Source organism: Microbacterium endophyticum, assembly GCF_011047135.1.
GTDB lineage: Bacteria > Actinomycetota > Actinomycetes > Actinomycetales > Microbacteriaceae > Microbacterium > Microbacterium endophyticum.
Genome location: NZ_CP049255.1, coordinates 1,678,566 through 1,702,022, shown reverse-complemented (window position 1 = coordinate 1,702,022; position 23,457 = coordinate 1,678,566). Strand labels below are relative to the sequence as shown.

At 63.4% G+C, this 23,457-nt stretch carries 27 protein-coding genes; 9 read left to right on the top strand and 18 right to left on the bottom strand.

The genetic code is table 11. The annotated features are described in order from the left end of the window. Positions 1-18: 18 nt before the first annotated feature. The gene (locus G6N83_RS07915; protein ID WP_165140955.1) at positions 19-1,497 is read left to right on the top strand and encodes a peptide MFS transporter; all 1,479 of its coding nucleotides are present in this window, start codon (positions 19-21) and stop codon (positions 1,495-1,497) included. A 3-nt stretch (positions 1,498-1,500) separates the two neighbouring features. On the opposite strand, the gene G6N83_RS07910 is transcribed toward G6N83_RS07915, so the two are convergent. Continuing rightward, positions 1,501-2,292, bottom strand: coding sequence for an alpha/beta fold hydrolase (locus G6N83_RS07910; protein WP_165140953.1), 792 nt, complete (start codon positions 2,290-2,292; stop codon positions 1,501-1,503). Between the two features lie 52 nt (positions 2,293-2,344). Here G6N83_RS07910 and G6N83_RS07905 point away from each other — a divergent pair, with 52 nt between their 5' ends. Continuing rightward, positions 2,345-3,649 carry a condensation domain-containing protein gene (locus G6N83_RS07905; protein WP_165140951.1) on the top strand — a complete coding sequence of 435 codons (1,305 nt, stop codon included), beginning with the start codon at positions 2,345-2,347 and terminating at the stop codon, positions 3,647-3,649. A 30-nt stretch (positions 3,650-3,679) separates the two neighbouring features. On the opposite strand, the gene G6N83_RS07900 is transcribed toward G6N83_RS07905, so the two are convergent. The 5 genes from G6N83_RS07900 to G6N83_RS07880 form a co-directional block, all read right to left on the bottom strand. Next, on the bottom strand, positions 3,680-4,462 hold the full coding sequence (locus tag G6N83_RS07900) for an IclR family transcriptional regulator domain-containing protein (RefSeq protein ID WP_165140949.1): 783 nt from the start codon (positions 4,460-4,462) through the stop codon (positions 3,680-3,682). An 8-nt stretch (positions 4,463-4,470) separates the two neighbouring features. Continuing rightward, on the bottom strand, positions 4,471-5,640 hold the full coding sequence (locus tag G6N83_RS07895) for a thiolase family protein (RefSeq protein WP_165140947.1): 1,170 nt from the start codon (positions 5,638-5,640) through the stop codon (positions 4,471-4,473). A gap of 1 nt (position 5,641) precedes the next feature. Next, a complete protein-coding gene (locus tag G6N83_RS07890; RefSeq protein WP_165140945.1) occupies positions 5,642-6,304 on the bottom strand; it encodes a 3-oxoacid CoA-transferase subunit B in 663 nt (220 codons plus the stop codon). A gap of 1 nt (position 6,305) precedes the next feature. Next, on the bottom strand, positions 6,306-7,061 hold the full coding sequence (locus G6N83_RS07885) for a 3-oxoacid CoA-transferase subunit A (protein ID WP_165140943.1): 756 nt from the start codon (positions 7,059-7,061) through the stop codon (positions 6,306-6,308). Positions 7,062-7,151: 90 nt separating this feature from the next. Further along, positions 7,152-8,171, bottom strand: a complete 1,020-nt coding sequence (locus tag G6N83_RS07880) for a mechanosensitive ion channel family protein (RefSeq protein ID WP_165140940.1) — start codon at positions 8,169-8,171, stop codon at positions 7,152-7,154. A 75-nt stretch (positions 8,172-8,246) separates the two neighbouring features. On the opposite strand from G6N83_RS07880, the gene G6N83_RS07875 reads away from it, so the two are divergent. Both G6N83_RS07875 and G6N83_RS07870 read left to right on the top strand, forming a co-directional pair. Further along, the gene (locus tag G6N83_RS07875) at positions 8,247-9,005 is read left to right on the top strand and encodes an IclR family transcriptional regulator (protein WP_165140938.1); all 759 of its coding nucleotides are present in this window, start codon (positions 8,247-8,249) and stop codon (positions 9,003-9,005) included. A gap of 198 nt (positions 9,006-9,203) precedes the next feature. Beyond that, positions 9,204-10,382 (top strand): 4-hydroxybenzoate 3-monooxygenase, encoded by a 1,179-nt coding sequence (locus G6N83_RS07870; protein WP_165140936.1) that lies wholly within the window; start codon positions 9,204-9,206, stop codon positions 10,380-10,382. Positions 10,383-10,392: 10 nt separating this feature from the next. Here G6N83_RS07870 and pcaC read toward each other — a convergent pair whose 3' ends face one another. From pcaC to G6N83_RS07840, 6 genes are all read right to left on the bottom strand, one after another. Further along, a complete protein-coding gene (gene pcaC / locus G6N83_RS07865) occupies positions 10,393-10,797 on the bottom strand; it encodes a 4-carboxymuconolactone decarboxylase (RefSeq protein WP_165140934.1) in 405 nt (134 codons plus the stop codon). A 7-nt stretch (positions 10,798-10,804) separates the two neighbouring features. Further along, entirely contained in the window at positions 10,805-11,569 is a 765-nt protein-coding gene (locus G6N83_RS07860) for an alpha/beta fold hydrolase (RefSeq protein WP_165140932.1), read from the bottom strand. After that, complete coding sequence (locus G6N83_RS07855; RefSeq protein WP_208379740.1) at positions 11,566-12,942, bottom strand: lyase family protein; 1,377 nt, start codon at positions 12,940-12,942, stop codon at positions 11,566-11,568. Before G6N83_RS07855 ends, G6N83_RS07860 begins: the two co-directional genes overlap by 4 nt. Next, the gene (pcaG, locus tag G6N83_RS07850) at positions 12,932-13,507 is read right to left on the bottom strand and encodes a protocatechuate 3,4-dioxygenase subunit alpha (protein WP_165140930.1); all 576 of its coding nucleotides are present in this window, start codon (positions 13,505-13,507) and stop codon (positions 12,932-12,934) included. Before pcaG ends, G6N83_RS07855 begins: the two co-directional genes overlap by 11 nt. Further along, on the bottom strand, positions 13,507-14,322 hold the full coding sequence (pcaH, locus tag G6N83_RS07845; protein ID WP_183408424.1) for a protocatechuate 3,4-dioxygenase subunit beta: 816 nt from the start codon (positions 14,320-14,322) through the stop codon (positions 13,507-13,509). The genes pcaG and pcaH overlap by 1 nt, the downstream gene beginning before the upstream one ends. An 86-nt stretch (positions 14,323-14,408) precedes the next feature. Next, positions 14,409-15,179 (bottom strand): IclR family transcriptional regulator, encoded by a 771-nt coding sequence (locus G6N83_RS07840; protein ID WP_208379739.1) that lies wholly within the window; start codon positions 15,177-15,179, stop codon positions 14,409-14,411. A 130-nt stretch (positions 15,180-15,309) separates the two neighbouring features. On the opposite strand from G6N83_RS07840, the gene G6N83_RS07835 reads away from it, so the two are divergent. Beyond that, complete coding sequence (locus G6N83_RS07835) at positions 15,310-16,422, top strand: 5-methyltetrahydropteroyltriglutamate--homocysteine S-methyltransferase (RefSeq protein ID WP_165140928.1); 1,113 nt, start codon at positions 15,310-15,312, stop codon at positions 16,420-16,422. Between the two features lie 72 nt (positions 16,423-16,494). On the opposite strand, the gene G6N83_RS07830 is transcribed toward G6N83_RS07835, so the two are convergent. From G6N83_RS07830 to G6N83_RS07820, 3 genes are all read right to left on the bottom strand, one after another. Continuing rightward, entirely contained in the window at positions 16,495-16,776 is a 282-nt protein-coding gene (locus G6N83_RS07830; protein ID WP_165140926.1) for a helix-turn-helix domain-containing protein, read from the bottom strand. After that, entirely contained in the window at positions 16,757-17,422 is a 666-nt protein-coding gene (locus G6N83_RS07825; protein WP_165140924.1) for a hypothetical protein, read from the bottom strand. The genes G6N83_RS07830 and G6N83_RS07825 overlap by 20 nt, the downstream gene beginning before the upstream one ends. Before the next feature lie 169 nt (positions 17,423-17,591). After that, positions 17,592-17,780, bottom strand: coding sequence for a hypothetical protein (locus tag G6N83_RS07820; protein ID WP_165140922.1), 189 nt, complete (start codon positions 17,778-17,780; stop codon positions 17,592-17,594). Positions 17,781-17,967: 187 nt separating this feature from the next. Between G6N83_RS07820 and G6N83_RS07815 the strand changes: the two genes are divergently transcribed. The 4 genes from G6N83_RS07815 (at position 17,968) to G6N83_RS07800 (ending at position 21,026) form a co-directional block, all read left to right on the top strand. Further along, positions 17,968-18,390, top strand: a complete 423-nt coding sequence (locus G6N83_RS07815; RefSeq protein ID WP_165140920.1) for a hypothetical protein — start codon at positions 17,968-17,970, stop codon at positions 18,388-18,390. A gap of 66 nt (positions 18,391-18,456) precedes the next feature. Then, complete coding sequence (locus G6N83_RS07810; protein ID WP_165140918.1) at positions 18,457-19,524, top strand: hypothetical protein; 1,068 nt, start codon at positions 18,457-18,459, stop codon at positions 19,522-19,524. Between the two features lie 122 nt (positions 19,525-19,646). Further along, positions 19,647-20,027 (top strand): hypothetical protein, encoded by a 381-nt coding sequence (locus G6N83_RS07805; protein WP_165140916.1) that lies wholly within the window; start codon positions 19,647-19,649, stop codon positions 20,025-20,027. Positions 20,028-20,270: 243 nt separating this feature from the next. Then, positions 20,271-21,026 carry a phosphotransferase gene (locus G6N83_RS07800; protein WP_165140914.1) on the top strand — a complete coding sequence of 252 codons (756 nt, stop codon included), beginning with the start codon at positions 20,271-20,273 and terminating at the stop codon, positions 21,024-21,026. 54 nt (positions 21,027-21,080) lie between these two features. Here G6N83_RS07800 and G6N83_RS07795 read toward each other — a convergent pair whose 3' ends face one another. The 3 genes from G6N83_RS07795 to G6N83_RS07785 form a co-directional block, all read right to left on the bottom strand. After that, on the bottom strand, positions 21,081-21,416 hold the full coding sequence (locus G6N83_RS07795; RefSeq protein ID WP_241246140.1) for a PadR family transcriptional regulator: 336 nt from the start codon (positions 21,414-21,416) through the stop codon (positions 21,081-21,083). Then, positions 21,413-22,378: a hypothetical protein gene (locus tag G6N83_RS07790; RefSeq protein ID WP_183408423.1), complete on the bottom strand. Its 966-nt coding sequence runs from the start codon at positions 22,376-22,378 to the stop codon at positions 21,413-21,415. The genes G6N83_RS07795 and G6N83_RS07790 overlap by 4 nt, the downstream gene beginning before the upstream one ends. A gap of 546 nt (positions 22,379-22,924) precedes the next feature. Continuing rightward, positions 22,925-23,395, bottom strand: coding sequence for a MarR family winged helix-turn-helix transcriptional regulator (locus G6N83_RS07785; protein WP_165140912.1), 471 nt, complete (start codon positions 23,393-23,395; stop codon positions 22,925-22,927). Positions 23,396-23,457 lie beyond the last annotated feature (62 nt).

Genomic DNA, 23,457 nt, shown 5'->3' with positions numbered 1-23,457 from the left:
CACCGCTACTCTTTCGGCATGACCACAGCTGACCCCTCTCATGACGTCGAGGACACCGCAGACCACGACGCCCGCTTCTTCGGCCAACCGTGGGCGCTCGCTCACGTGTTCGGCGTGGAGATGTGGGAGCGCTTCAGCTTCTACGGCATGCAGGGCATCCTGCTCATCTACCTGTACTACTCGGCAGCGCAGGGCGGCCTCGGAATCGACGAGGCCGTTGCCACCGGAATCGTGGGAGCATACGGCGGTGCCGTCTACCTCTCCACCATTCTCGGAGCGTGGATCGCAGACCGTCTACTCGGGTCGGAGCGGGTGCTGTTCTACAGCGCTATCGTCATCATGTTCGGCCACATCGCCCTCGCGGCGCTCCCCGGTATCCCGGGAGTCACCGTCGGCCTCATCCTTATCGCCGTCGGTTCGGGCGGGCTGAAAGCAAACGCCACCTCGGTAGTGGGCGCTCTCTACAGCGAAGAAGATACGCGACGGGATGCCGGTTTCTCGCTGTTCTACCTCGGGATCAACCTTGGCGCTTTCTTCGGCCCGATCTTCACGGGTCTGTTGCAAACATCCATGGGCTTCCACTGGGGCTTCGGGCTCGCCGCAGTCGGAATGGGGATCGGCCTCATCCAGTACTCGATCGGGCGAAAAGGGATGCCGGCATCCGCTCGCATCGTTCCGAACCCACTGCCGAAGAACAAACGTGTGCGGATGATCGCAATCGGGGTTGCCGGGCTCGCGGTCATCATTGCGCTCATTCTCATCGGGGTGATTCGCGCCGACAACCTGTCGACGGTCGTGATCATCGTCACTCTCGCGGCAGCGATCGCATACTTCGCAGTCATCGTCGCCTCACGACAGATCACATCCATCGAGCGCTCGCGTGTGTTCGGTTTCATTCCGTTATTCATCGTGAGCGTGGGGTTCTGGTCGCTCTACCAGCAGCAGTTCACCGTGCTGACGATCTACTCGGATAAGCGCCTCGACCGGAGTCTCTTCGGTTGGGAGATGCCGGTCTCGTGGGTGCAGTCGATCAACCCCATCTTCATCATCATTCTTTCGGGCGTCTTCGCGGCTCTCTGGACGAAACTCGGCAAGCGTCAGCCGAGCACTCCCGTAAAATTCGGGCTCGCATCGATCGTCATGGGAGTGGCGTTCTTGTTGTTCCTCGTGTGGGCAAACGGCGGCGAGAACACCACCCCACTCCTGGCGATCGTCGGCATCCTGTTCGTCTTCACCGTGGCGGAACTCCTGCTTTCACCCATCGGGCTCTCGGTGTCGACGAAACTTGCGCCCCACATGTTCAAGACGCAGATGGTGGCGCTGTTCTTTCTCTCGGTCGCCCTCGGCACAGCCGTCGCCGGCTGGTGCGCGCAGTTCTACGACCCCACCAACGAGGTTCCGTACTTCACGGTTCTCGGCGTCATCGCGGTGGCACTCGGCGGCGCGCTGCTGCTTTCGGTCAAGCCGGTGTTGGCCTTGATGAAGGGCGTGCGCTGACCGCTACCGCCTGTGGTCGGCCGCTGTCGTCACATGCTCGGCGAACAGCCCCGGCCACGCCATGATGCCGTAGGGAGTGCGTGCCACGACAAGGCGACTACCGCGAATCAGGCGGTTCAAGCGCTTCGCCGTCGTCAACGGGTGTGATTTGTCGCCTGTCCACGCCAGAATCAGCGTAGGCACGTCGAGACGCACGATCGTTTTGCGCGCAGGGATGTCCGTCGCCGCGGCGCCACGAAGCACCGTCGGCAGCAAGTGCTCGTCGACCTCGGGCAGCGTCTTGGGCGCATCAGCCATCGCGGGAGGTGCCGGCGACAGTGAGCCCATTTCGACCCATGCTTCGCGCCCCTCGCGCTCGATGAGTTCGGCGTGCGAGAGATAGGTGTCGGCCTGTGCAACTCGGGTCTTTCCCGCGGTCGGCGGGATCGCGAACGTCAAACTCGCAAACCGATCCGGATGCTGCGTCACAGCGTGCAGGAGGGTTCCCGTGCCCATCGAGGGGCCGACGCCGTGCACCTGTTCGCCGGGAGCCACGTGATCGATCACACGCACGAGGTCTTCGGCGAGCCGATCCCAGCCGTAATCGGCACTGTGGAACGACCCTGTCGAATGCCCGTGACCGCGTGCGTCGTATCTCAACACACGGTGTCCCCGGAGCGCCCGGCCAAGATTCAATCCCAGCTGAGTATCGCGTTCGCGACTCGACGTCAGCCCGTGTAACTGCACAACGAGCGGCCCAGAATCCCCCACGATGTCGTAGTCGAGCACGGCTCCACCGACATCGAGTTTCGGCACGGGGCTCCTAACGTCACAAATGAGAGATCTTTGCCCCATAGACTACGACGCCATGCGCCTGACAAATGTCGCCCAAATGATCCTCCCAGCCGGGCGGCTGCACACTTATGCCACCGAAATCACAGCAGATTTCGGTGCTGAACTGCCTATTTCTTTTGACCAGGGGCGCCATGTGGCGCTCGGAGATCGCGCCGGATCTTGGATGGCAGTCGCGCTTCGCCTGCCTTCCGCTGTGCCCCACAGCGACCTCGCCACGGCGTGGCACGCGGTTATATCGCGACACGGCACGCTGCAGACCGCGTTCACGAACGAACCGAACGGCGACGTCTCACTCAACCGCGTTGAGGTCTCACACGGCGTGTGGCGGGAGTATCCTGTCGCTTCGGGGCGTGCGACGAGAGATGTCTTGCGTGACGTTCTCGATGAGGCATGCTCACCGTTCTCGCGCCCATCGCATCTCCTGTGCCTCGTTGAACCCGAGGCCGACGACCGACCCGTCGTCGTGATCGGTTCGGATCATTCGCACGTCGATATGTGGTCGCTGCTCATCATCGTGCGTGATCTCATGAGCGCGCTTGCTTCGGTTCACGACGGCGAAGACCCAACCCTCGCACCCGCGGCGACTTTCGCCGAGCACACCACGGTGCTCGAGCGGATGCCACCGGCCCCGGCCGAAATCGGAGCCCGCTGGGACCGCATCCTCGATGCCGGTGACGGCCTTATGCCGGTGTTTCCGCTCCCCCTCGGCGATGTCTCCGTGCCGCAGGCCGAGGTCGTCGAAGTTCGCGATGTGCTCGACAGCGCTGAGGTTCGGGTCTTCGAGGCAGAGGCCGCGGCAGCGGGCGTTCGGCCGACCGCACTTGCACTTTCGGTGCTGACGCAGGTGACGCGCGACATGAGCGGGCAGCCCCTGCGTGCGGTGTTTCCGGTGCACTCTCGCCACGAGGCACGATGGCTCGATGCCGTGGGATGGTTCATCACCAACGCTGTGATCGAGTGTGTGGAGGCGAGCCCGAAAGCCTGTGCGGGAGCGGTCAAAGATGCTCTCGCGCTGGGTTCGTATCCGCTTGCCCCGATATTCGCTCCCTACGGCGGCATGCCGCAAGGGCCGGGGATGTTCGCGATCTCGTGGCTCGACACCCGGCGGCTCCCCGAAGTCGCACCGGATCTCGGGATTCAGTATGTCTCGGCGTCAATCCGCACCGACGGCGTCATGATCTGGTTCATCGTCAACGACTCCGGCCTTCACCTGCGCTGCCGCTACCCCGAGACTCCCGAGGCCCGCACAAACGTCGGAGGATGGCTCGACCGTATCGAGCACGCGCTCCGCGCCGCTGTGGCGCCCGAGTCCTCGTAGCCCCTTCCGCCCCTGCGGGGTAGGCGGGGTCTAAACCAGCGACCACTCTCGTGTGATCGCGTCGGCGGTCTCGCGAAGCGCGGGAGCGTAAATGTCACGGAGCTGCTCAAGAGAGCACCCGGCGGCACTTGCGGAGATATTGATCGCCGCGACGACAGCACCGGAACGATCGAAGACCGGAGCCGCAATCGACCGAAGGCCCGTCTCGAGCTCACCGTCGACGAGTGCCCAGCCCTGTTGCCGCACGCGCACAAGCTCTTCGGCCAGCTCCCGCGCGTCTGTCACGGTCTTGTCGGTCAGCGGACGAAGATCTGCCACGCCAAGTGCTGCCGAGGCATCCGTTTCTGCCAGTCCGGCCAGCAAAACTCGACCCATGCTCGTCGCGTGCGCCGGAAAACGGGTGCCAATCAGGATGCTGACGCTCATGATGCGCCGCGTAGGAACCCTCGCGACGTACACAATGTCTCCGCCGTCGAGCACCGCGGCCGAAACCGACTCGTTGACATCGTGCGATAGACGTTCCAGGTGCGGCTGCAGCACCTCCGGGAGCGAAAGCGCCGAAAGGTAGCTGAAACCCAACTCGAGAACGCGGGGTGTGAGCGCGTAGCTGCCGGCTCGATTTCGCACGTAACCGAGGCTCTCGAGAGTGCGCAAAAAGCGACCAGCGGCGGCACGTGTAATGTCGGCGCGCCGAGAGACTTCACTGAGACTTAGATGCGGATGCTGCGCGTCGAAAGCGCGAATGACGGCGAGCCCGCGAACGAACGACTGCACGACATCCGGCTGGTCTTTCAGGGGTTCGTCTTCAGTCATTCCGGCCGTCAGCGCTCCAAGACCACTGCGAGACCCTGCCCGACGCCGATGCAGATTGCCGCGACCGCGACCCCGCCACCGCGGCGGGCCAGCTCGTGCGCGGCGTGCCCGATGATGCGTCCGCCGGACGCCCCGAGCGGATGCCCCATCGCAATCGCCCCGCCATGCACGTTGAGCTTTGCGGGATCGAGATCGGGCCATGATTGCAGGCACGCGAGGCTCTGCGAGGCGAAGGCCTCGTTCAACTCGACAAGATCGACGTCTGCCCACGTGAGCCCGGCGCGGACAAGGGCCCGGTTGGCAGCCTCAACCGGTGCAACCCCGAAGACATCCGGGTCATTGCCGAAGACGCCACGACCGGCGATCCGAGCGAGCGGCTCACCGTCGATTACTCCCTCGCGTCCGAGTAACACAGCGCTCGCACCATCGTTGATCGACGACGAGTTGCCGGCGGTTACCGATCCGTCTTTCGCAAACAGTGCTTTGAGTCCCGCCAACTTCTCTTTCGTCGTGTCGGCGCGAATACCCTCATCGCGAGAGAGTTCCGCACCGGGAACCTGCACGATCTCGCCATCGTAGAAACCATTCGCCCAGGCTTCCGCCGCGAGTCGGTGACTTTGCAGCGCGAACTCGTCTTGAGCGTCGCGTGAGATGCCGTAGATCTCGGCGAGCTTCTCAGCCGATGCGCCGTTTGAGATCGACCACTCCGCTCGAAGAGCCGGGTTGGTCATGCGCCATCCGATCGAGGTGTTCCACATCGTCTGGTTTCCGACAGCGGGCCATGGCTTCGGCGACTTTTCGACGACGTACGGCGCGCGACTCATCGATTCGACACCGCCGGCGAGAATGATGTCAGCGTCACCCGAGGCGATCGCACGCGAGCCCTGAATGACGGCTTCGACGGCTGATCCGCAGAGGCGGTTGACCGTCACACCCGACACGCTCGAGGGAAAACCCGCCAAGAGCGCTCCGAAGCGCGCGACGTTGCGGTTGTCTTCACCGGCTTGATTCGCATCGCCGAAGATCACGTCATCGATGCGCGCCGGGTCAAGGCCCGCACGCTCAACGGCGGCACGCATCACGACGGCCGCCAAGTCATCGGGCCGCACGCCCGACAGCGCGCCACCGGCTCGCCCGAACGGCGTGCGTACGGCGTCGTAAATGTAGGTCTCAGTCATGTCAGTTACCGTTCTCGGATGCCGCGGCATCCGTCAGGGTGAGGCCGGTGAGCTCGGCGAGGCTTTCGACCGTGTTCTCGCCGAATGCCTCGCGTACCGCGAAGCCATCAGCCGTCACATCGAAGATGGCGTAGTCGGTGTAAACCCGAGTGACACAGCCGACGCCGGTGAGCGGATACGTGCACGCCTCGACCAGTTTGGATTCGCCGGTCTTCGTCAGGAGATCGGTCATGACGTAGACGGCTTTCGCTCCGATTGCGAGGTCCATTGCCCCGCCGACGGCGGGGATTGCTCCGGGCGCTCCCGTGGACCAGTTGGCGAGATCCCCGGTTTGCGACACCTGGAAAGCTCCCAGCACACACACGTCGAGATGCCCACCGCGCATCATCGCGAACGAGTCCGCGTGATGGAAGTATGCGGCTCCCGCGAGTGCCGTCACCGGCTGCTTGCCGGCATTGATCAGGTCGGGATCGACGCGCTCAGGCTCGGGCTTCGCGCCCATTCCGAGCATCCCGTTTTCGGTGTGCAGGATGATTTCGAGGTCATCAGGAAGAAAGTTGGCAACCAGCGTCGGTGCACCGATACCGAGGTTGACGATCGCGCCTTCGGGAATATCCGATGCAATGCGGGCGGCGAGGTCGGGGCGGGAAAGTGTGGTTGCCATGTCATGCCTCCGTTGTCGCTGTGCTTGCGGGCTCTACCAGGTCGCCCTCGATCGTGACCCCGCCGATGAAAGTGTCGTGATCGAGCCATGAGCGCTCGCCCACGGCGACCACGCTGTCTACGTAGATGCCCGGGGTCACGACAGTCTCGGGATCGATGGAGCCAAGCGTCACAACCTCGTCGACCTGCACGATCGTGTGGGTCGCCGCTGCTGCCATGATCGGACCGAAGTTACGCGCCGTCTCGCGGTAAACCAGGTTTCCCCAGCGGTCTGCCTTCAGCGCGCTCACGAGGGCGAAGTCCGCCCGAATCGGGTATTCCAAGACGTACATTCGTCCATCGATTTCGCGGGTCTCTTTGCCCTCGGCGAGCTGTGTGCCGTAGCCGGTCGGCGTGAAAAAGGCGCCGATACCAGCGCCGGCGGCGCGAATACGCTCGGCGAGGTTTCCCTGCGGCACAAGCTCCAGCTCGATTTTTCCGGCGCGGTACAGGCCATCGAACACCCACGAATCCGACTGCCGCGGAAACGAACAGATGATTTTTCGCACGCCGCCCGTGGCGAGCAGGGCCGCGAGCCCGGTGTCACCGTTGCCGGCGTTGTTGTTGATGATCGTCAAGTCGCGTGCTCCGCGCGCGATGAGCGCATCAATGAGCTCGACCGGCTGCCCGGCGCGGCCGAAGCCTCCGATCATGACCGTCGCACCGTCGGGGATTCCGGCAACAGCGGTTGCGGCATCCGTCACTTCTTTGTTGATCATGGAGCACCTCGCGTGTTCGCTATGCGAACAGGTGTTCGCTATGCATGTGCTCCATTATGCGAACGAAGCGCGAGCGACGCAACCATCCACCTAGATACCCTCGTCGGTCGAGCGGTCGGGCATATCGGCTGCGTCTCCGCTGACGTCGTCGATCGCATCGTTGTCGCGTGCATCGTCGACCGAAACACCTTTCGAAGGCGTCGGTTCAGACGATTCAGGTTGATCAGCGAAGCCCAGCGCCGCTCGCGCTTCTTCATCGCTCAGACCGAACACACTGCGCACGTTGAGGTCGCGCTGAGGGAACGGAATCTCGATGCCATGGCGTTGCAGCGCGGAGTGGATCGCCCAGTTGTAAGCAGCAGTCACTGCAATCGGCTTCTTCGTGGCCTCGGGGTTCAACCAGATCACGAGCTCAAAGTTGAGAGAGCTCGCGCCGAATTCGCTCAGCCACACCTGCGGCCGGCGGGGTCCTTCAAGATCGAGGGTGAACGGGACGGATGCCGCAGCCTCAAGCGCTGCTTTCTTCACGACCTCTTTGCCTGTGCCGTACGCAACCCCGAACGGAACCCGGAGTCTTCGCAGCACCTCACGGTGCGTCCAGTTGACGACGCGCCCACTCACGAACTCGGAGTTCGGCACCAGAATGTCGATGTTGTCGTTCGTCACGACCGTCGTGGCTCGAATCTTGATGTCGCGGACCTCTCCAGTGACACCTGACTCGAGCTCGACAAAGTCGCCGACCTTGAGCGATTTGTCGAGAAGCAACACGATGCCCGATACGAAGTTGCTGAAAAGCGTTTGCAGCCCGAAGCCGAGTCCAACGCCGAGCGCGCCAGCGAGAACCGCAAATCTATCGAGCGGAACGCCAAGGACGGTGATCGCAATCAGCACTCCTACGACGATGACTGCATACGTCACGAGCCGCGAAAGCGTGTACCAGGTCGCGGCATGAGTGTTGTCTTGCCGACGGGAATACCGAAGTATCGCGGCACGAAAAATGAACGCGATGACCGCGGCGGCAACGAGAATGGCCGCCGCCGTCACCGCAGCAGTGAGCGATATCGAGACGTCGAAAACATTGATTGCGGCTAACGCATAGCTGCTCGGCATGCGATGAGCCAAGCACATGGCCGCAAGCAATGCGACCCCTTCGCAGCGATCGCGAGCGTGTGCCAATCTGTACGCATGGCCAACTCGCCGTCGGGAGAATCGGTCACCGACCGTATCGTGCGCGTTCTCGACACCTTCGACACCGATCGCACTCTGCAGACAGCAACGCAGATCGGTCGACGCGCGGGACTACCATCGTCGACAGCGCACCGCATCGTCGACGATCTGGTGTCGGCGGGCCTCCTCGAACGTGATGATGATCATCGGGTACGCCTGGGCCTGCGTCTGTGGGAGCTCGCGCTCCGCGGCTCAGCCGCATTGCGACTGCGTCAGGCCGCGCTCCCCCACATGGAACGCGTGCAGGCCCGAATTCACGAGCACACTCAACTCGCGGTGCTCGAGCAAGACGAAGCGCTCTTTCTCGAACGCCTGTCCTCGCCGGAATCCGGCGCAAATATCACGCGCATCGCGGGACGCCTCCCTCTGCACGCGTCGTCATCCGGCCTCGTGCTGCTGGCCTATGCCCCCGCCGAGTTGCAGGAACGCGTGCTGGCGGCACCCCTCAAGCGCCTCTCTGCAGACACGATCACGGATGCCGCGGCACTCCGCCGCGCGCTCGCCGATGTGCGTCGGCTCGGCCACGTCGTTGCACCGGGGACGATCCAAGCGGTGTCGACCGGCGTTGCGGTTCCGGTACGAGACTCGTCGGGCACGGTGGTGGCCGCGCTGTCGGTCGTTCTTCCGCGCGAGGCCGCGCCCGAGCCCGCGTTGGACGCTCTGTTGGCGGCGGCTCGCGGCATCCGCGCGGCTCTCGACCCCCTCCCGCCCGGTTGATTTGCCCGTCTTCGTGGGCATCGGTGCGCAACACCCGCAAAACAGGCAAGTCGCGAGAGCGGCGGGGGCGCGGGCGAGGGCGCGGGCTGAAGATTGTTTCCTATTCAACGGGAAGAGCCAACAACAGCGAGTGACCGCAGGGGACACTTTCTGAGCACCGTCGAAGAAGACGACACGGAGCACGTCGAAGGAGACGACATGACGACAGTTCGCACCCGAGTAGCCATCATCGGGGCAGGGCCCGCGGGGCTCCTCTTGGCCCACCTTCTCGATCGAGCCGGCATCGAGTCGGTTGTCATCGATCAGCGCTCGCGCGAAGAGATCGAAAGCACGATCCGCGCCGGCATCCTCGAGCAGAGCACGGTGGAACTCCTCGACTCATCGGGCGCATCTCCCCGCGTACTCAGCGAGGGAAACCGGCACGAGGGCATCGAGCTTCGCTTTGCCGGCGAAGGTCACCGCATCGACTTCGCCGACCTCGTCGACCGGGCGGTATGGCTTTTTCCGCAGCACGAAGTGTTGAAAGATCTCATTGCCGTGCGACTTACCGCCGGCCAAGACCTCCGTTTCGGCATCACAGCGTCGCGAGTCGAAGACGAGAACCCCGCGCACCCGAAAGTCATCGCGACGGATGCCGAGGGGCAGCCGCTGACGATCGAAGCTGACTTCGTCGTCGGTGCAGACGGCTCTCGCAGCGTCGCACGCGCTGCGGTTAGCGGGTCTGCAACCGGTGGCTACTTTCGCGAATATCCGTTCGCGTGGTTCGGCATCCTGTGCGAGGCACCGCCGAGTTCTGAAGAGCTCATCTACAGCAACTCCGACAAGGGTTTCGCGCTCATCAGCCAGCGAAGCGCAACAGTGCAGCGCATGTACTTTCAGTGCGCCCCCGAAACCGACCCCACCGCGTTCAGCGAAGCAGAACTGTGGGAGCACCTGCAGGCGCGCGTGCCCGGCACAACCCTTACCGAAGGTCCGATCTTTCAGCGGGACGTGCTGCGCTTTCGGAGCTTCGTCGCGCACGAGCTGCGAAAGAACCGGGTCGCACTCATCGGCGATGCAGCCCACACTGTGCCGCCCACCGGCGCGAAGGGCATGAATCTTGCGATCGCCGACGTCGTTCTGCTCGAAAAGGCTCTGCGTGCGCTGCTGCTCGAAAACGATGATCGTCTGATCGACGCCTACGCCGAGAAGGCACTGCAGCGAATCTGGAAGGCGCAGCACTTCTCGTGGTGGATGACGAGCATGCTGCACGTCGCGCCCGACGCATCGGACTTCGATCGTCGGCGCCAGCTCGGCGAGCTGCGTTCAGTGGTCGAGTCGAAAGCGGGCCAGACCTACCTCGCCGAGGCCTACACCGGCTGGCCGCACCAGCCCTAAGCCGGCGCGATCACGCCTCGTCGTCAGCGAAGACCTCGTTCGCGATCCGAAACGCAGTGTTGGCCGCGGGAACACCGGAGTAGATCGCACTCTGCAAGATCACTTCGGTGATCTCGGCGATGCTGAGCCCGTTTCGACACGCGGCTTTCAGGTGCATCGCGAGCTCTTCGTGGTGACCGTGCGCGATGAGCGATGACAGCACGGCAATCGAACGTGAACGGCGATCAAGGCCCGGGCGCGACCACACGTCACCCCACGCGACGCGCGTGATGAAGTCTTGAAAGTCCGCCGTGATCTCGGTCGCGGCCTGCGTCGCGCGGTCGACATGCGCACTCGAGAGCACTTCACGGCGAACCGACATGCCCTGGTCGTAGCGTTCCTCGTCGGTCAAACCTTCACCTGACGGTCGCGTCATGTCGTACTCACTTTCTCGAGGCGAAGAACTCGTGCAAAACGGATGCCATCGCCACCGGCTGCTCGGCGGGCGGCAGGTGCGCGGCGTCTGAAATGACGACGGCACGGCCATCACGAACACCCTCGGCGATTTCGGTCGCCTTCGCCTCGGGTGCGACAGCATCGTGCTGACCCCAGGCGGCGAGGACCGGCATCCGAATGTCTCTCAACTGATCGCGCACGTTGTAGGCGGCGAGCGCCTCGCAGCACAGCGCATAGCTTTCGTCGTCGGCATCTTGCAGCGCGTGGAGGAGGCGACCGGTGATCTCGGGGCGGCGAGCGATGGAGCCGGGAGCGAACCAACGCTGGGCCGACGGCACGATAAGAGTCGACGTCGACTGGGCACGCACCTGGGCTGCCCGCTCGTGCCACGGCCCCGGTTCCCCAAGCTTTGCGCCCGATGCGACAATCGCGGCAGCGCGCACCTGCTCGGAGTGCCGAAGCGCGAGCGTCAGGCCAACGGCTCCGCCAAGCGAGACTCCGGCGTAGAGAAACGGTTCACCCGCGCCCTCGGCTACTGCGTCGGCGAGATCGGCAACGCTGAAAGCCGCGGTTGCCGCGGGGCTCTGCCCGTGTCCGGGAAGATCCCACGCTGTCACGCGATAGTCGGTGGCGAGTTCGGGCATAACGTCTTGCCAGAGCAGCGTCGAGGTGCCAAGCGAGGGGCCCAGCACGAGAAGAGGTGCCCCCGCTGGCCCCTGCGGGACAGTGAATGCGAGCGCTGGTACGGTCATCGGTCGCTCTCCGGGTCGAGTGCGCGTGCAGCGATCGAAGCTGCCGCGCCGGTGTAGTGGGCGGGATCGAGCAGGGCGTCGACGTCGAGCCCCGCTGCCTCCGGAAGTGCGGTGATCAATGCCGCGAGGTCGCCGCCCGCGGAAGCTGCAGCGATGAGGTCTTTGAAACGCGCGGCACCGATCAGCGGCGTCAGCACAATGCCCAGGCGTTCGCTCACGATAAGGCCGCCGGTAAGAGCAAGGTTCCGCGCCACGGCGTCGTCGTCGACGCGGAGTCCGCGCAGGAGCTCGGCACCGTGCGCACTGGCGCCAAGCGCGAGCCGCACCAGTTCACGCAGCGTCGGCCACTCGGCGTGCCATGCGCCGTCGGGCCGCTCGTCGGCCGCGAACGCCGACGCCGTATGGAGCGTCGCGCCAAGAAGCGGTGCGCGAAGCGCGGCAGACCTGATCAGCACCGATCTCACGGGGTTCTGCTTCTGCGGCATCGCCGAAGAGCCGCCCCCGGTGCCCTCGAGAAGTTCACCGATTTCGGTGCGGGAGGCTGTGGCGACATCGGTCGCAACTTTGCCGAGCGCATCGATCGCCTGCACAAGGGCATCGCCGAGTTCCGTCACCGGCCAGCGGCTCGTGTGCCACGGAGCCGTCGGGGCTGCGAGCCCCAATCCGTCGGCGTACGCCGCAACGAGCGCGGACTCGACAGCGCCTGCAGCGCCCGATGCTTCAGCGATCTCGCCGATGGCCGCGAGCGTGCCACCCGCTCCCGCAAGCTGGGCCGGCAACTCCACGGCCTCGAGTCGCACCCGAGCACGACGGATGCCGTTGAGCCACCCTCCGGCGCGGGCACCCAGGGTCGTCGGCACCGCGTGTTGGGTCAGTGTTCGAGCCGCGGCAACGCTGTCGCCGTGGGCACGAATGAAGTCCTGCAGCGCACTCTCGGCGGCGGTGAGGTCGGCAAGAATCTGCGCCACGGCATGCGATGCCACCACCATGAGCGCCGAATCGAGGATGTCTTGACTCGTCGTGCCGCGATGCACCCAGCCTCGAGCGCTCTCTGGCACGATGCTTCGCAGCGCACCCACGAGTGGAATCACGGGGTTACCCCCGGCAACGGATTGCGCGGCAAGTGCACCGAGATCGATGCCGTGGTCGCGGCATCCGTGTTTCGTATCGACCCACCCGAGCGCGGCAGAAACCTCAGCTTCGGCAGAAACCGGGGCAACGCCGACGTGCTGCCATGCGCGAACGAGCGCGACCTCCGCCGTCACAAGCGCATCGAGAACAGCGCGATCGCTCACGAGTCCATCGTAGCCGGCCGTTATCGGCGACAGGAGACCGTCGTCGAAAGATCCGACCGACGGTGGGTTAGAAGGCAAGGAACACGGTCTCCTTTTCACCCTGCAAATGAATGTCGTGCTGCAGGTAACCAGCGGGTGTGCGGGTTGCGATGAGCGTAGCGCGCTCCTCTGGAGACAACGAAGCCAACAGCGGATCGGCGGCGAGCCGGTCTTCATCTTCGGGGAGGTAGATGCGCGTCACGAGCTTGTCGGGAAGACCGCGCGCAAACACGACCACCGAATAAAACGGCGCCTCGCCTGCAACAGATCCGGGGTTTCGCGTCCAAAACTCGTAGTGGCCGTCGTCGGTCGTCGCGGCGCGACCGAATCCGGTGAACGTGTGGTCGTCGCGCCGAAATGCGCCGCGCTCTCGCGAAATCTGACCGTCTTCATCGGCACCCCAGATTTCAATGACGGCGTCGGGGATCGCAGCTCCCGCGCCATCGAACACTGTGCCGCCGACAACGATTGCGCCTTTGCTGTGCGGAAAAGCTACTTCGTGCATGTCGGGATAGATAAGACCGAACGCGAAGAACGGGCCGACGGTCTGGCCCGGGCTCGGCTCGATGACCTTGTCGCCTGCGGGTGGGGTGATCTGCACCATTACTTCTCCTCCTCGGGCTCGAACCATGTGGCATCCGGTCCGTCAACGACGATGTCGAAGCGATAACCCATCGAGAACTCGGGAACCGTGAGGTCGTGATCGTACGCACCGATCAAGCGGTCGCGGTCTTTCTGGCGCGGAATCGTGTTGTAGATCGGGTCGAGAGCAAAGAGCGGGTCGCCCGGAAAGTACATCTGAGTGATGAGGCGCTGCGTGAAACCAGTACCGAAGACCGAGAAGTGGATGTGGGCGGGGCGCCACGCGTTGATGTGGTTTTTCCAGGGGTACGGGCCCGGTTTGATCGTCGTGAATTTGTATTCGCCAGCGTCGTTCGTGACCACTCGTCCGGCTCCCGTGAAGTTCGGGTCGAGCGGAGCCGGGTGCTGGTCGCGCTGGTGGATGTAGCGGCCCGCGGCATTCGCCTGCCACAGTTCGAGCAGCTGATTGGCGAGCGGGCGGCCCCATGAGTCAAGTAGCCGACCGTGCACCGTGATGCGCTCGCCCTGCGGCTCGCCCGTGTGCTGCAGGGTGAGGTCGGACTCGATCGCCGCGACATCGCGTTGGCCGAATGCTGGCGACCAGAGCTCGATCGTCTCCGGGTCGACGAGCTTGAGGTTCTTCGTCGGGTGGCGAAGGATGCTGGAACGGTACGGCGGAAAGTCATGGAGAGTCATCGGTACGAACTCGCCGGCTGCCTCGCGAGCCTCGGCGGCAGCGTGCACGTCGATGATTTCTTGCGTCATCTCGCGTTGCGTCAACTGGTCGGGTGAAGCCAGAAGCGACTCGGGCGCGGCCGAGTTCATGGGGGTGGTCATAGGTCTCCTTCGACAAAGATCACCACACCCTCGCACGCGCAGTGCCGAACGCGAACACCTTCGTCCCACTGAGTGGGATCTCGCGTTTAGTGATGTTCTACTGCGCGCGCAATATCCCCTGCCGCGGCGACGACGAGCGGGGCAAGCCGTGCTTCATCGGCGCGCGCCATGTGGGTGACGATGCCGAGCGCGGCAAGCGGCAACCCCGGCAGTGGCGGAATTGCGACGGCAATCGAGACATTGCCGAGGGTCATTTCTTGGCGCGTTGTGGCGAAACCGCGCTCGCGCGCCCGAACGACATCTTGGCGAAAGCGCGCGGCATCCGTGATGGAATGCACCGTTTCGCGCTGCAGCCCGCGTAGGAGAAAGAGGTCGATCCACTCATCGTCTTGCTGCGCGATCAACGCCTTTCCTACTCCCGTGGTGTGGAGCGGATGCCTCCCCCCAACGCGGCTGAGGGTCGGAATCGAGTGGGGACCCGTGACCCGCGCTACGTAGAGCGCTTCGGCATCCGCGGGGTTCTCGCTGCTGAGCACGGCGACATGCACGTTCTCGCCGGTGGCCTCATACAGCCGCAGCATGTGCGGCAGCGCGCGCTCTCGAAGACGAGCCGAGACCGCCGCAAGCTCACCGATCTCCCAGATGCCGGTGCCGACCGCATACGATCCATCGGCACGGCGATCGAGCATGCCAAGAGAGGTGAGTTCAACAGCGAGTCGGTGGGCCGTCGAACGAGAGAGCCCAGTTCGCACAGCGAGGGTTGCGGCAGTCACGCCGTCGTCGTCTGCGGTGAACGCGCGAAGCAGGCGCGCGGCACGCGAAAGCACACCTTCGGCGGGCGTGATCTCGCTCTTCATGCGGCTCCCTCGTGGCAAATCCAACTGACGTGAGGCTAGCCCACGTCAGAGCGGATGCCGGGCGACGTATGCCGTCACATTCCGCGGCTCAGCGCTAGCAGCCGCAACCCATTGTCGTATCGTGAGGACCATGTCAGTGAACCCGCCATTTCGTGCCGATGTCGTCGGAAGCTACCTGCGCCCGGAGCGCGTGAAGAATGCACGCACGCAGCACGCGACCGGAGCTATCGACACCGCCGAACTGAAGCGCGTCGAAAACACCGAGATCGCGGCCCTCGTCGAACGCCAAGCGCAGGCTGGCCTGCAGCTCGCAACCGATGGCGAGTACCCGCGCTCATGGTGGCACTTCGACTTTTTCGGGATGCTCGGCGGCGTCGATGTCGTCGAGCTCGATCACGGCATTCAGTTTCAAGGCGTACAAACGCGACCGCTCGGGCTCAAGCTCGACGGTGAAGTGGGCTTTCCCGCCGACCACCCGATGCTCGAGCAGTTCCGCACGCTGAAGCCGCTCGCCGATGCTGCCGGGCTCGTTCCCAAGTTCACGATTCCTGCGCCGACGGTGCTCGACTTCCGCCTCGAAAACAGCGCATTCGAAGACTCACCGTACGGCGACCGCGACGACCTTTTCGAGGATCTTGCCGCGGCCTATCGGGCAGCAGTCCAGGCTTTTTACGACGCCGGATGCCGTTACCTCCAGTTCGACGACACGGCATGGGCCTACCTCTGCTCAGACGTTGAGCTTGCCAAAGCCACGAGCCGCGGTGTGCGTTCCGAAGGCCTCGCCGAGCGCTACGCTTCCTTGATCAACGCATCGCTTCGCGACAAGCCCGATGATTTGGTCGTCACCACTCACGTGTGTCGGGGAAACTTCCGCTCGACCTTCATCTCGTCCGGTGGCTACGAACCGGTCGCCGAGCAGCTCTTGGGCGAATGCAACTACGACGGATTCTTCCTCGAGTACGACAGCGAGCGCGCCGGTGGGTTCGAACCGCTGCGGTTCTTGCCGCGCGGCAACCAGGTCGTCGAGCTCGGTCTCGTCACGACCAAGTCGGGCACGCTCGAAGACCCGGCCGATGTGCGTCGACGCATCGACGAGGCATCCGCCATCGTTCCCCTCGAGCAGCTCGCACTCAGCCCCCAGTGCGGCTTTGCCTCGACCGAAGAGGGAAACGTGCTGACCGAGGCCGAGCAGTGGGCGAAGGTCGAATCAGTTGTCGCCCTGGCATCCGAGGTGTGGTCTTAAGCCACGAAGGCACGAGAGCGCCGACGGGAACGCGAGCAGCCGGAACAATTCAGCCATCTCCCGCAACGCTCGTCACAAAGCCCGTTGCCCGTCACTCGGCTCGATGCCAAAGAGCTCTCCGGGCGTCGTGTCGAGAACATCACAGATCAGCGTCAGCGTGGTGAATCGAATGGCCTTGGCACGGTTATTTTTGAGGATCGATAAATTGGCCATGGTGATTCCGGTGCGGTGCGAGAGCTCAGTGAGAGTCATTTGACGCTCACGCAAAACCCTCTCAATGTGGCAGGTGATCCGGTGAGTAACGCCGTCACTCACGCCATTGGCCACACTCTCGTCAGACAACGCCGTCCACATCCGCTTCAAGCTTCGCGCCTGCCCGGAACGCGGAGGCCAGTGCCCACGCGACGAGTCCGGCGATGAGAATTGCGATTGGCCACTGGGGCAGGGCGGCGCTCACGATCACGTAGTCCCCGCCGAGAAAGGCTTCTTGATCCTCCGGCATCACTTGACCCGCTCCGAAGAGAAGGCCCATTCTGCTCGCGATATACACCGAGGCTGCCGTCTCAACGAGCACCTGAACACACCCTCCGACGAGGAGAACCATGGTCAACCGGCGCCATCCAGACAGCACGGGCGCACTGAAGGGCGCGGCGAGTGCCACCCCCTTCAGAACACGAAGCAGGAGAAAAAAGGCGAACATCACGGTGAGCGCTTCGATCATTGAGGGCGCTGCCGCGAACACACGGGCCCCGAAATCTAAATCGGCGAGAGTTCCCGCGGCGCCCTCACGAAGGTCTGCTTGATTGAGCTGTGGAAGCTGACTGAGCGGAAGCCGCCCGTCTGCTCCGCCGAAAGTAAGCAGCGTGCGTCCGGTCACCGTCGTGAACGCACGAACGAGGTCATTGACCACGACCAATCCTGCGACCACCGCAAGAAGGGCCCGAACCACCCGGTAGCGCACTGTCGGGCGGGTTCGTACCGGATCGTCTTGCGCGAGCATTGAGGGCTCCTTTATCGATAGTCGATATTATCGAATATCGATATAGTACTGCTTGAGTCCCTCATCTATGCCTGATTCAACAGCTGCGGCGCTATCCGCGCGCTCGTCACGGAGGCTTCACTCCGGATCATTGAGTCTCTCCGCGCACGAGCTGCGCAAATGGCGAGCCCTAGATCTGGATCGTGGTTTGGCGATCAGAACTGCGCCACGGCACTTGAAATGGCGTCAGCAGAGCACCTTTGGGATAGTCAGGGCCTACTAGCTCTTGATACTCGTATGCGTCGGCCGGGTTGTCGAAGACACCGAGAATATTATTGTCGGGCCCGCTGTCGTGGTAAACGATCCACACTTCCTTCATATCTGCAGAGTAGAGCCACAGCGTCACTGTATGACCGCTGGCGCGGCGCTTGAGGCCGTGGAGAGCGTCCGTGATCGGCACTTGATGGCCGATGACACCCGGTCCGCTCTCGGGCGTCTAAGCGGGGCAGGCCCTGAATTCGTTCGGAGCTCTGGTCAGCGCACAGCCCGCCCCTTACCCTTGACGAATGAAGTTTCGACGCAGGTTTCTTGCCGTTGGAATCGCGGCTCTTGCGGGCATAACGATGGCCGGTTGTGCGCTCATCAACGGCCCAGCCGATCGCACCGACGACTTCGTTGCCGCGGGCCAGAAGTGCACCGGTTCGTGGTCGCTTGGGGATCTTCGGGAGGGCACCGATCCCGAAGCACAGACCGTGGCCGAACTGGCCCTCGCTGAAGCCGAAGTCACTCCGGAAACGCTTGCATCAGCAACCAGCCTGCTCGAGTTCTCAAAAAGTGACTACGAGCGGGAACGGACATCAGAAGCAGAACTTCACAGCGAGGCTTACATGCTGACGGTCACGTTGCACGTAAAAGACAAACTCGAGGCGGCCGGCTATCCAGATACTGATCGCGTGATCGAGGTCTGGTCCAAACACAGTTGCTCCTAATCCGCTAGTCGCAAGACGCACGCATCGGCAGTGGAGCATCGTGCGATCGTGCGGCAGGGTGGGCTGATGGTGAATCTCGCGGATGCTCTTATGCGCGGCCCACGCGGCCGTCGGCTGTGTCTGGAGTATGCGTCACGCACAAATGAAGCTGTGCGTCTCGGAGTTTTGTGGCTGGGGAAGGAACCGGATCCGAACCCGAGAGTTCGCCGCCGACGGCTCATCGGTGACGTTTCCCACCGGGAAGAGGACCCGACGTACAGCGGCGACGAGGTCGCGGCACTCATCGAGGGTGTCGACCTATCAAATGTCAGCTGCGACATCGTGCGGGAATCACTGCAGGCGACGGTCGACTTCGCCTACTACTGGCAGGAGCCCGACGACGACGACCACGTCGCCGCGGAGCCAGCAGTGCGGGCGTCTCTGTGGCGCGTGGCCGAACGACTGGCCACGGCGATCCCCGAGCTCACCGCCGACCGAAGAGAGATGCAATGGGCAGTGGAGTGGCCCTCGCGCAGCGAAGCGGCGTGGCGAGAAACCACCCCATTTGCCGCCCTTGCGGAGTGGGCACAAGCCCAGCGAGAGGGGGAAGCCAGAGCGGCACGTGAAGGCCCCGCCGATCCGCACGCGAACGTGTCGGGAATGTGGTGGTCCTTGCCGTACACGTTGCTCACCACACGCGGCAGCATCTTGGATGCTCTTGAGTTGACGGAGGACTTCCTCGGTTGGGAGACCGCCGCGGTCGTCCCGGTGGAGGGGGCAGGCAAGACGCTCGAGATCCGATCGCCCGAAGACTGGGCCGACCTCTGCAGGGAGTACCCCATGGAGGTCACAGCGTCCCGTCGTCACGACTGGTTCCGCGTGACGGGTCGTGACGGGAGATGGGTGATCCCGGACTGGCAGCGCGTTTCCGAGAAGTGGGACGCCGTGCACCTCACCACGCTCGGATACCTCTCGGCGGCCACTCAGTTGATCGACATTGATAAGGAATACGGGTCCGTGATCGCGGGCTGGGGGCCAGATTCGACCATCTGGCTCACCGAGGCCGCCCGGAAGTTGAATTCGGGGCGGGAACAGTGGATCCGGCCAAAAAATGACTGGCACTGGACCCGAGCGATCCTCACTGACGACCCATAGCCAATCGCCCGCCGCGAAGCCGCGTCGATAGAGACGTCTCGCAACCCATGGGCGGGCTCAATGAGATCGATGCGGACTCGAAACTTGTAGCGGGCCTGTTCGCAGCCCAGTATCGTCGGACTATGACCGCGCCAGCCTTGACGGAGCAGCCTCTCGGCTCGAGGAATCCTCGGCGGATCAGCCGCGCCGCCATTCTCATCGCGGGCGTCATCGTGATCCCCCTTGCGCTCACCGTCGCGCTGAACAGCTACGGCGCACTCACTGTGGACAGTGCGATCCGAATGGCTTTCGCCACCGTAGCCGGCCAGACCGTAGCAATCCTCAGCGCAGCCACCGCCCTTGTCCTCACCGTCAAACGTCGATACGCGCTCCCCGCAATCGCGGCAATGACCCTCATCGCGGCCTTCGTCACAATCACCGCGATAGCCAACATGGCCGACGCTGGTGAGCTGCTACTTACCCGCCTCGACACGATCGCGGACGTAGACAAGCTCAACCGGTAGCCGGGCGGCGCCCATCGAGGGATGGACCACTGAAACGTAGGGTTCAGTAAACGCCCGCGAACCGGCCACTCAGCGAGCACCAGATGGCCCCAGTCCGGGCCCACGGAATTACGGGGATTTGGCTGCACGTACATGGGTACTTGATCGGTGGCGCGGCGAGAGGCTGAACTGCCTCAGATCCCATGGGTTTCGGCTGCTGGTGACTTTCGGTCTATGTTTCATCTCAGTTGGATGGGAGGCCCCATGGTCCACGAAGAGCCCCTGGCAGGTGGCAACGCGAGCGGCGACGCTGTGGTGTGGGTGGGTGGGACTGTTCGCAAACCATGGACGGCTTCTACAGCCAGCGCCGTTGCTTTCGTCGAGGCACTCCGGTCAGGCGGGGTGGATGCTCCGACCCCGATGGGCAGAGACGATGAGGGCCGGCAGGTGCAGGAGTTCGTTCCAGGGGCCCTCGCGTTAGACGTCTACCCGCTCTCGCGACCTGACCTCCACCGGGTGGGAGCGATGGTGCGTCTTATTCATGACGTGAGTAGCACATTCACACCACCCACCGAGGCGATCTGGGAGACAGCGATCACTGCTCCTGGCCATGAGCTGGTCTGCCACAACGATCTAGCGCCCTGGAACCTCCTCATTGGCGATCGATGGATGTTCATCGACTGGGACGCTGCCGCCCCCAACACCCGCGCCTGGGACCTGGCATACGCCGCACAGTCGTTCACCCTCGCTGATCCCAGTGCCGACCCGCATATAGCCGCCGAGGATCTCGCCGCTTTCATCGATGGCTATCGAGCAGACGAACAGCTCCGGCGCCTATTGCCGGAGACAATGGGCGACCGCACAAAACCAATGCACGACCTACTGCGCGTATCTCACGAGAACGGAACGGAGCCGTGGTCGTCAATGCTCGTCCAGGCCCACGGCGAATATTGGTCAGACGCGGACCGCTACGTACGCTCGCACCGCGACATATGGCGTACCGCACTCCGCACCCTCTGATGGAACGGCCCAAAACCGATAGGCGGACTCAGGCGGTCAGCGCGGCGCGCTTCCTCACTCGGCCATTTGCTCTTGTGTGAGCTTGAGCGCTTCTGTTGCGTCGATGAAGGCAACCCATTCGACTTGGAGGGATTGTTGTTGTGCACGACCAGCGTCAGTGAGGCTATAGACCTTGCGTGCTGGGCCCGCCTGGTTCTGCTCCCATTGCGCCACTATCGCGCCGTCATTCTCGAGTCGAACGAGAGCCGGATACAGCTGGGCACCTTTGATGGGCTGAAGACCCACGGCAACGAGAGCTTGGGATATTCCGTACCCATGCCTCGGCGCGACGGAAAGTACGTCGAGGATGAGCATCGGCAGCGAAGCACGTTGCCAAGCGGCGCTGATCACGACGCATTCTCCTGCGGTCGAGACTTTGCCCACGGTCGAGTCCGCCAACCAACAACCGGCGCGACTGATGAGCTGATAAGCAAGATGACCGCTACTGGGATTGTGAAAACTCCCCAAGAGTTCATAGTGATGATCGCAGTAGCGATCGTCAGCGGAACGACCGTACCGACGATCGTCGACAGCCACCAGCGCCGTGACCGCGCGGTGTGATCCAGATCAGCCAGCTCGCGAGCGAGCGCCAAAGGATGACCAAACTCCTTGTGCGCGGGCCCAACTCCTCCTTCGAGAGCCTGACTGATCTCCGCAGCGTGTTCGTGCGCCGTGGCAGCAGGCATCAGGCGCGACCTCAGCCCACCCCGGAAACGTTTTAACCATGCGGCGTCGTCCCAGTTCTGGGCGAGAGTCTGCTGCGGCATCCGCCCCGCAATAACAAGCGCAGCGATGCCGGGAGTAAGCAGAATCAGGGCCACCAGGAGAACTGACACGTTGCTCGCCGCGATATAGCCCGACCCTAGTTTCGTGGCCGAAGAAATTGCCGCGACGGCGATTGCGCATGACGCGACGAGCACGCTGACCGCGGCGACTGTGAGGCCAGCAGAAGAGAGCGCTCGTCCGACAATCCAGCCGATGAAGACCATGGCCAGGCCCATAGCAACCATGATGTGCGCAATGTCGAGGTCAACGAACCAGCCGCTGCGCAGCAAGAGAAGCATTGTCGCGACCACCGCAACACCGAGCATGACGCCACCCACCTCTCGAAGCGCCGGTCTGAGACCGCCGCCGGTCGAGAGTCGTACCACCTCTTCCGCTGTAGCAAGCTCGGCGGCATCTTCAGCCGCAAGTTCACCGGCGTCGCCGAAAAGATCTGCCGCTGGGGTCGCTGCGTTGCGGACTGCCTCCAATAGTTCCAGCTCGCGTGCTTCGCGGACAGGCGCAGGAACGGCCTTGCCCGCGATCGCCATCCGGTAGCGCTCTATCCATTGCTGGTCGCTGGCCGGCCATGCGTTAGTTGCACTCGCGTGCAGCCCCTATCTAGATCGAAAACCTATCTAGATACAACCGCCTAGTCCCCGCAACCGCAACCGAGGCCCTGTCGGCGACCTGGCGTCGACCAGCATCCCCACCTTTCCTCGAAAGAAAGTTGGAAGGAATCGCCACTGTGGGAGGAATACCTAGCGTGAGCACAAACAGCGAGACCTTGAAACGGGCCGAGCGGACTCCGCAGGCATTCACTGAAGTCTTTGACCGGCATGTCGGTGTGGTCGAGTCGTTCCTGCGGCGCCGGCTAGGGGCGGAAGCTGCTGAGGACGCCCTGAGTGACGCCTTCTCAATCGCGCGTCGTCGACGAGGGTCGTTTGATCACGCGTGGGAATCGGCGCGTCCGCTGCGCGGGGAGAAGCGCGCGCCGCGCTTCGCAACGTCCTCGCGATCGATTCGGCGTCCACCCAAAGCTGATTTCCCGGGGCCCGCCATGCCCGAACCTCGCCACACAGTGTGGAACTCCGACATCACGACGGAAAAGCGAGTAGCCGCAAGAGTGATGCGAGCTGGTCGCGCTGACCAGTCGTGAGATCGCGGTGCAGGTCGTGCTCCGCCGCACGCGCCGCAACGGATGCCGCGGCAAACGTCGAGTGGCCAGCTTCAGTTGCGACGACCACGTTGGCGCGACGGTCACGGGGGTCCGGCTCGCGAACTACGAGCCCGCGCGCTTGCAGATCGTCGACCAGGGCCACGATCTGGCTCGGGTCGAGCCGCAAGAATTCGGCAAGCTCACGCTGGGTCGGGCCAATACTCCCTACGGCGAGCGCGAGCACCGAGTACGACCGAACGCGCAGCCCGTTTGCTTCAAGCGCGGCATTTCCGGCGGCGAGCGAAAGAGCGTTCGCGCGGGCAAGGAGAAAGCTCAAGTCATCGGCCAAAACGGATGATCGCAGACCATCAACCACACTGTCAGTCGAAGGCATCGGGAGCTTGGGCATGAGGTCATCGTAGCAAAGTGGTCGTCATCAATTATTGACACATTCAACTAATTTGACTTCAA

Coding starts and splice junctions, on each gene's coding strand:
- G6N83_RS07915 (WP_165140955.1), top strand. CDS start 19: ATGACCACAGCTGACCCCTCTCATGACGTCGAGGACACCGCAGACCAC.
- G6N83_RS07905 (WP_165140951.1), top strand. CDS start 2,345: ATGCGCCTGACAAATGTCGCCCAAATGATCCTCCCAGCCGGGCGGCTG.
- G6N83_RS07900 (WP_165140949.1), bottom strand. CDS start 4,462: ATGACTGAAGACGAACCCCTGAAAGACCAGCCGGATGTCGTGCAGTCG.
- G6N83_RS07895 (WP_165140947.1), bottom strand. CDS start 5,640: ATGACTGAGACCTACATTTACGACGCCGTACGCACGCCGTTCGGGCGA.
- G6N83_RS07890 (WP_165140945.1), bottom strand. CDS start 6,304: ATGGCAACCACACTTTCCCGCCCCGACCTCGCCGCCCGCATTGCATCG.
- G6N83_RS07885 (WP_165140943.1), bottom strand. CDS start 7,061: ATGATCAACAAAGAAGTGACGGATGCCGCAACCGCTGTTGCCGGAATC.
- G6N83_RS07880 (WP_165140940.1), bottom strand. CDS start 8,171: ATGCCGAGCAGCTATGCGTTAGCCGCAATCAATGTTTTCGACGTCTCG.
- G6N83_RS07875 (WP_165140938.1), top strand. CDS start 8,247: ATGGCCAACTCGCCGTCGGGAGAATCGGTCACCGACCGTATCGTGCGC.
- G6N83_RS07870 (WP_165140936.1), top strand. CDS start 9,204: ATGACGACAGTTCGCACCCGAGTAGCCATCATCGGGGCAGGGCCCGCG.
- pcaC (WP_165140934.1), bottom strand. CDS start 10,797: ATGACGCGACCGTCAGGTGAAGGTTTGACCGACGAGGAACGCTACGAC.
- G6N83_RS07860 (WP_165140932.1), bottom strand. CDS start 11,569: ATGACCGTACCAGCGCTCGCATTCACTGTCCCGCAGGGGCCAGCGGGG.
- pcaG (WP_165140930.1), bottom strand. CDS start 13,507: ATGGTGCAGATCACCCCACCCGCAGGCGACAAGGTCATCGAGCCGAGC.
- pcaH (WP_183408424.1), bottom strand. CDS start 14,322: ATGACCACCCCCATGAACTCGGCCGCGCCCGAGTCGCTTCTGGCTTCA.
- G6N83_RS07840 (WP_208379739.1), bottom strand. CDS start 15,179: ATGAAGAGCGAGATCACGCCCGCCGAAGGTGTGCTTTCGCGTGCCGCG.
- G6N83_RS07835 (WP_165140928.1), top strand. CDS start 15,310: ATGTCAGTGAACCCGCCATTTCGTGCCGATGTCGTCGGAAGCTACCTG.
- G6N83_RS07830 (WP_165140926.1), bottom strand. CDS start 16,776: ATGTGGACGGCGTTGTCTGACGAGAGTGTGGCCAATGGCGTGAGTGAC.
- G6N83_RS07825 (WP_165140924.1), bottom strand. CDS start 17,422: ATGCTCGCGCAAGACGATCCGGTACGAACCCGCCCGACAGTGCGCTAC.
- G6N83_RS07820 (WP_165140922.1), bottom strand. CDS start 17,780: ATGAAGGAAGTGTGGATCGTTTACCACGACAGCGGGCCCGACAATAAT.
- G6N83_RS07815 (WP_165140920.1), top strand. CDS start 17,968: ATGAAGTTTCGACGCAGGTTTCTTGCCGTTGGAATCGCGGCTCTTGCG.
- G6N83_RS07810 (WP_165140918.1), top strand. CDS start 18,457: ATGGTGAATCTCGCGGATGCTCTTATGCGCGGCCCACGCGGCCGTCGG.
- G6N83_RS07805 (WP_165140916.1), top strand. CDS start 19,647: ATGACCGCGCCAGCCTTGACGGAGCAGCCTCTCGGCTCGAGGAATCCT.
- G6N83_RS07800 (WP_165140914.1), top strand. CDS start 20,271: ATGGTCCACGAAGAGCCCCTGGCAGGTGGCAACGCGAGCGGCGACGCT.
- G6N83_RS07790 (WP_183408423.1), bottom strand. CDS start 22,378: ATGGCGATCGCGGGCAAGGCCGTTCCTGCGCCTGTCCGCGAAGCACGC.
- G6N83_RS07785 (WP_165140912.1), bottom strand. CDS start 23,395: ATGCCCAAGCTCCCGATGCCTTCGACTGACAGTGTGGTTGATGGTCTG.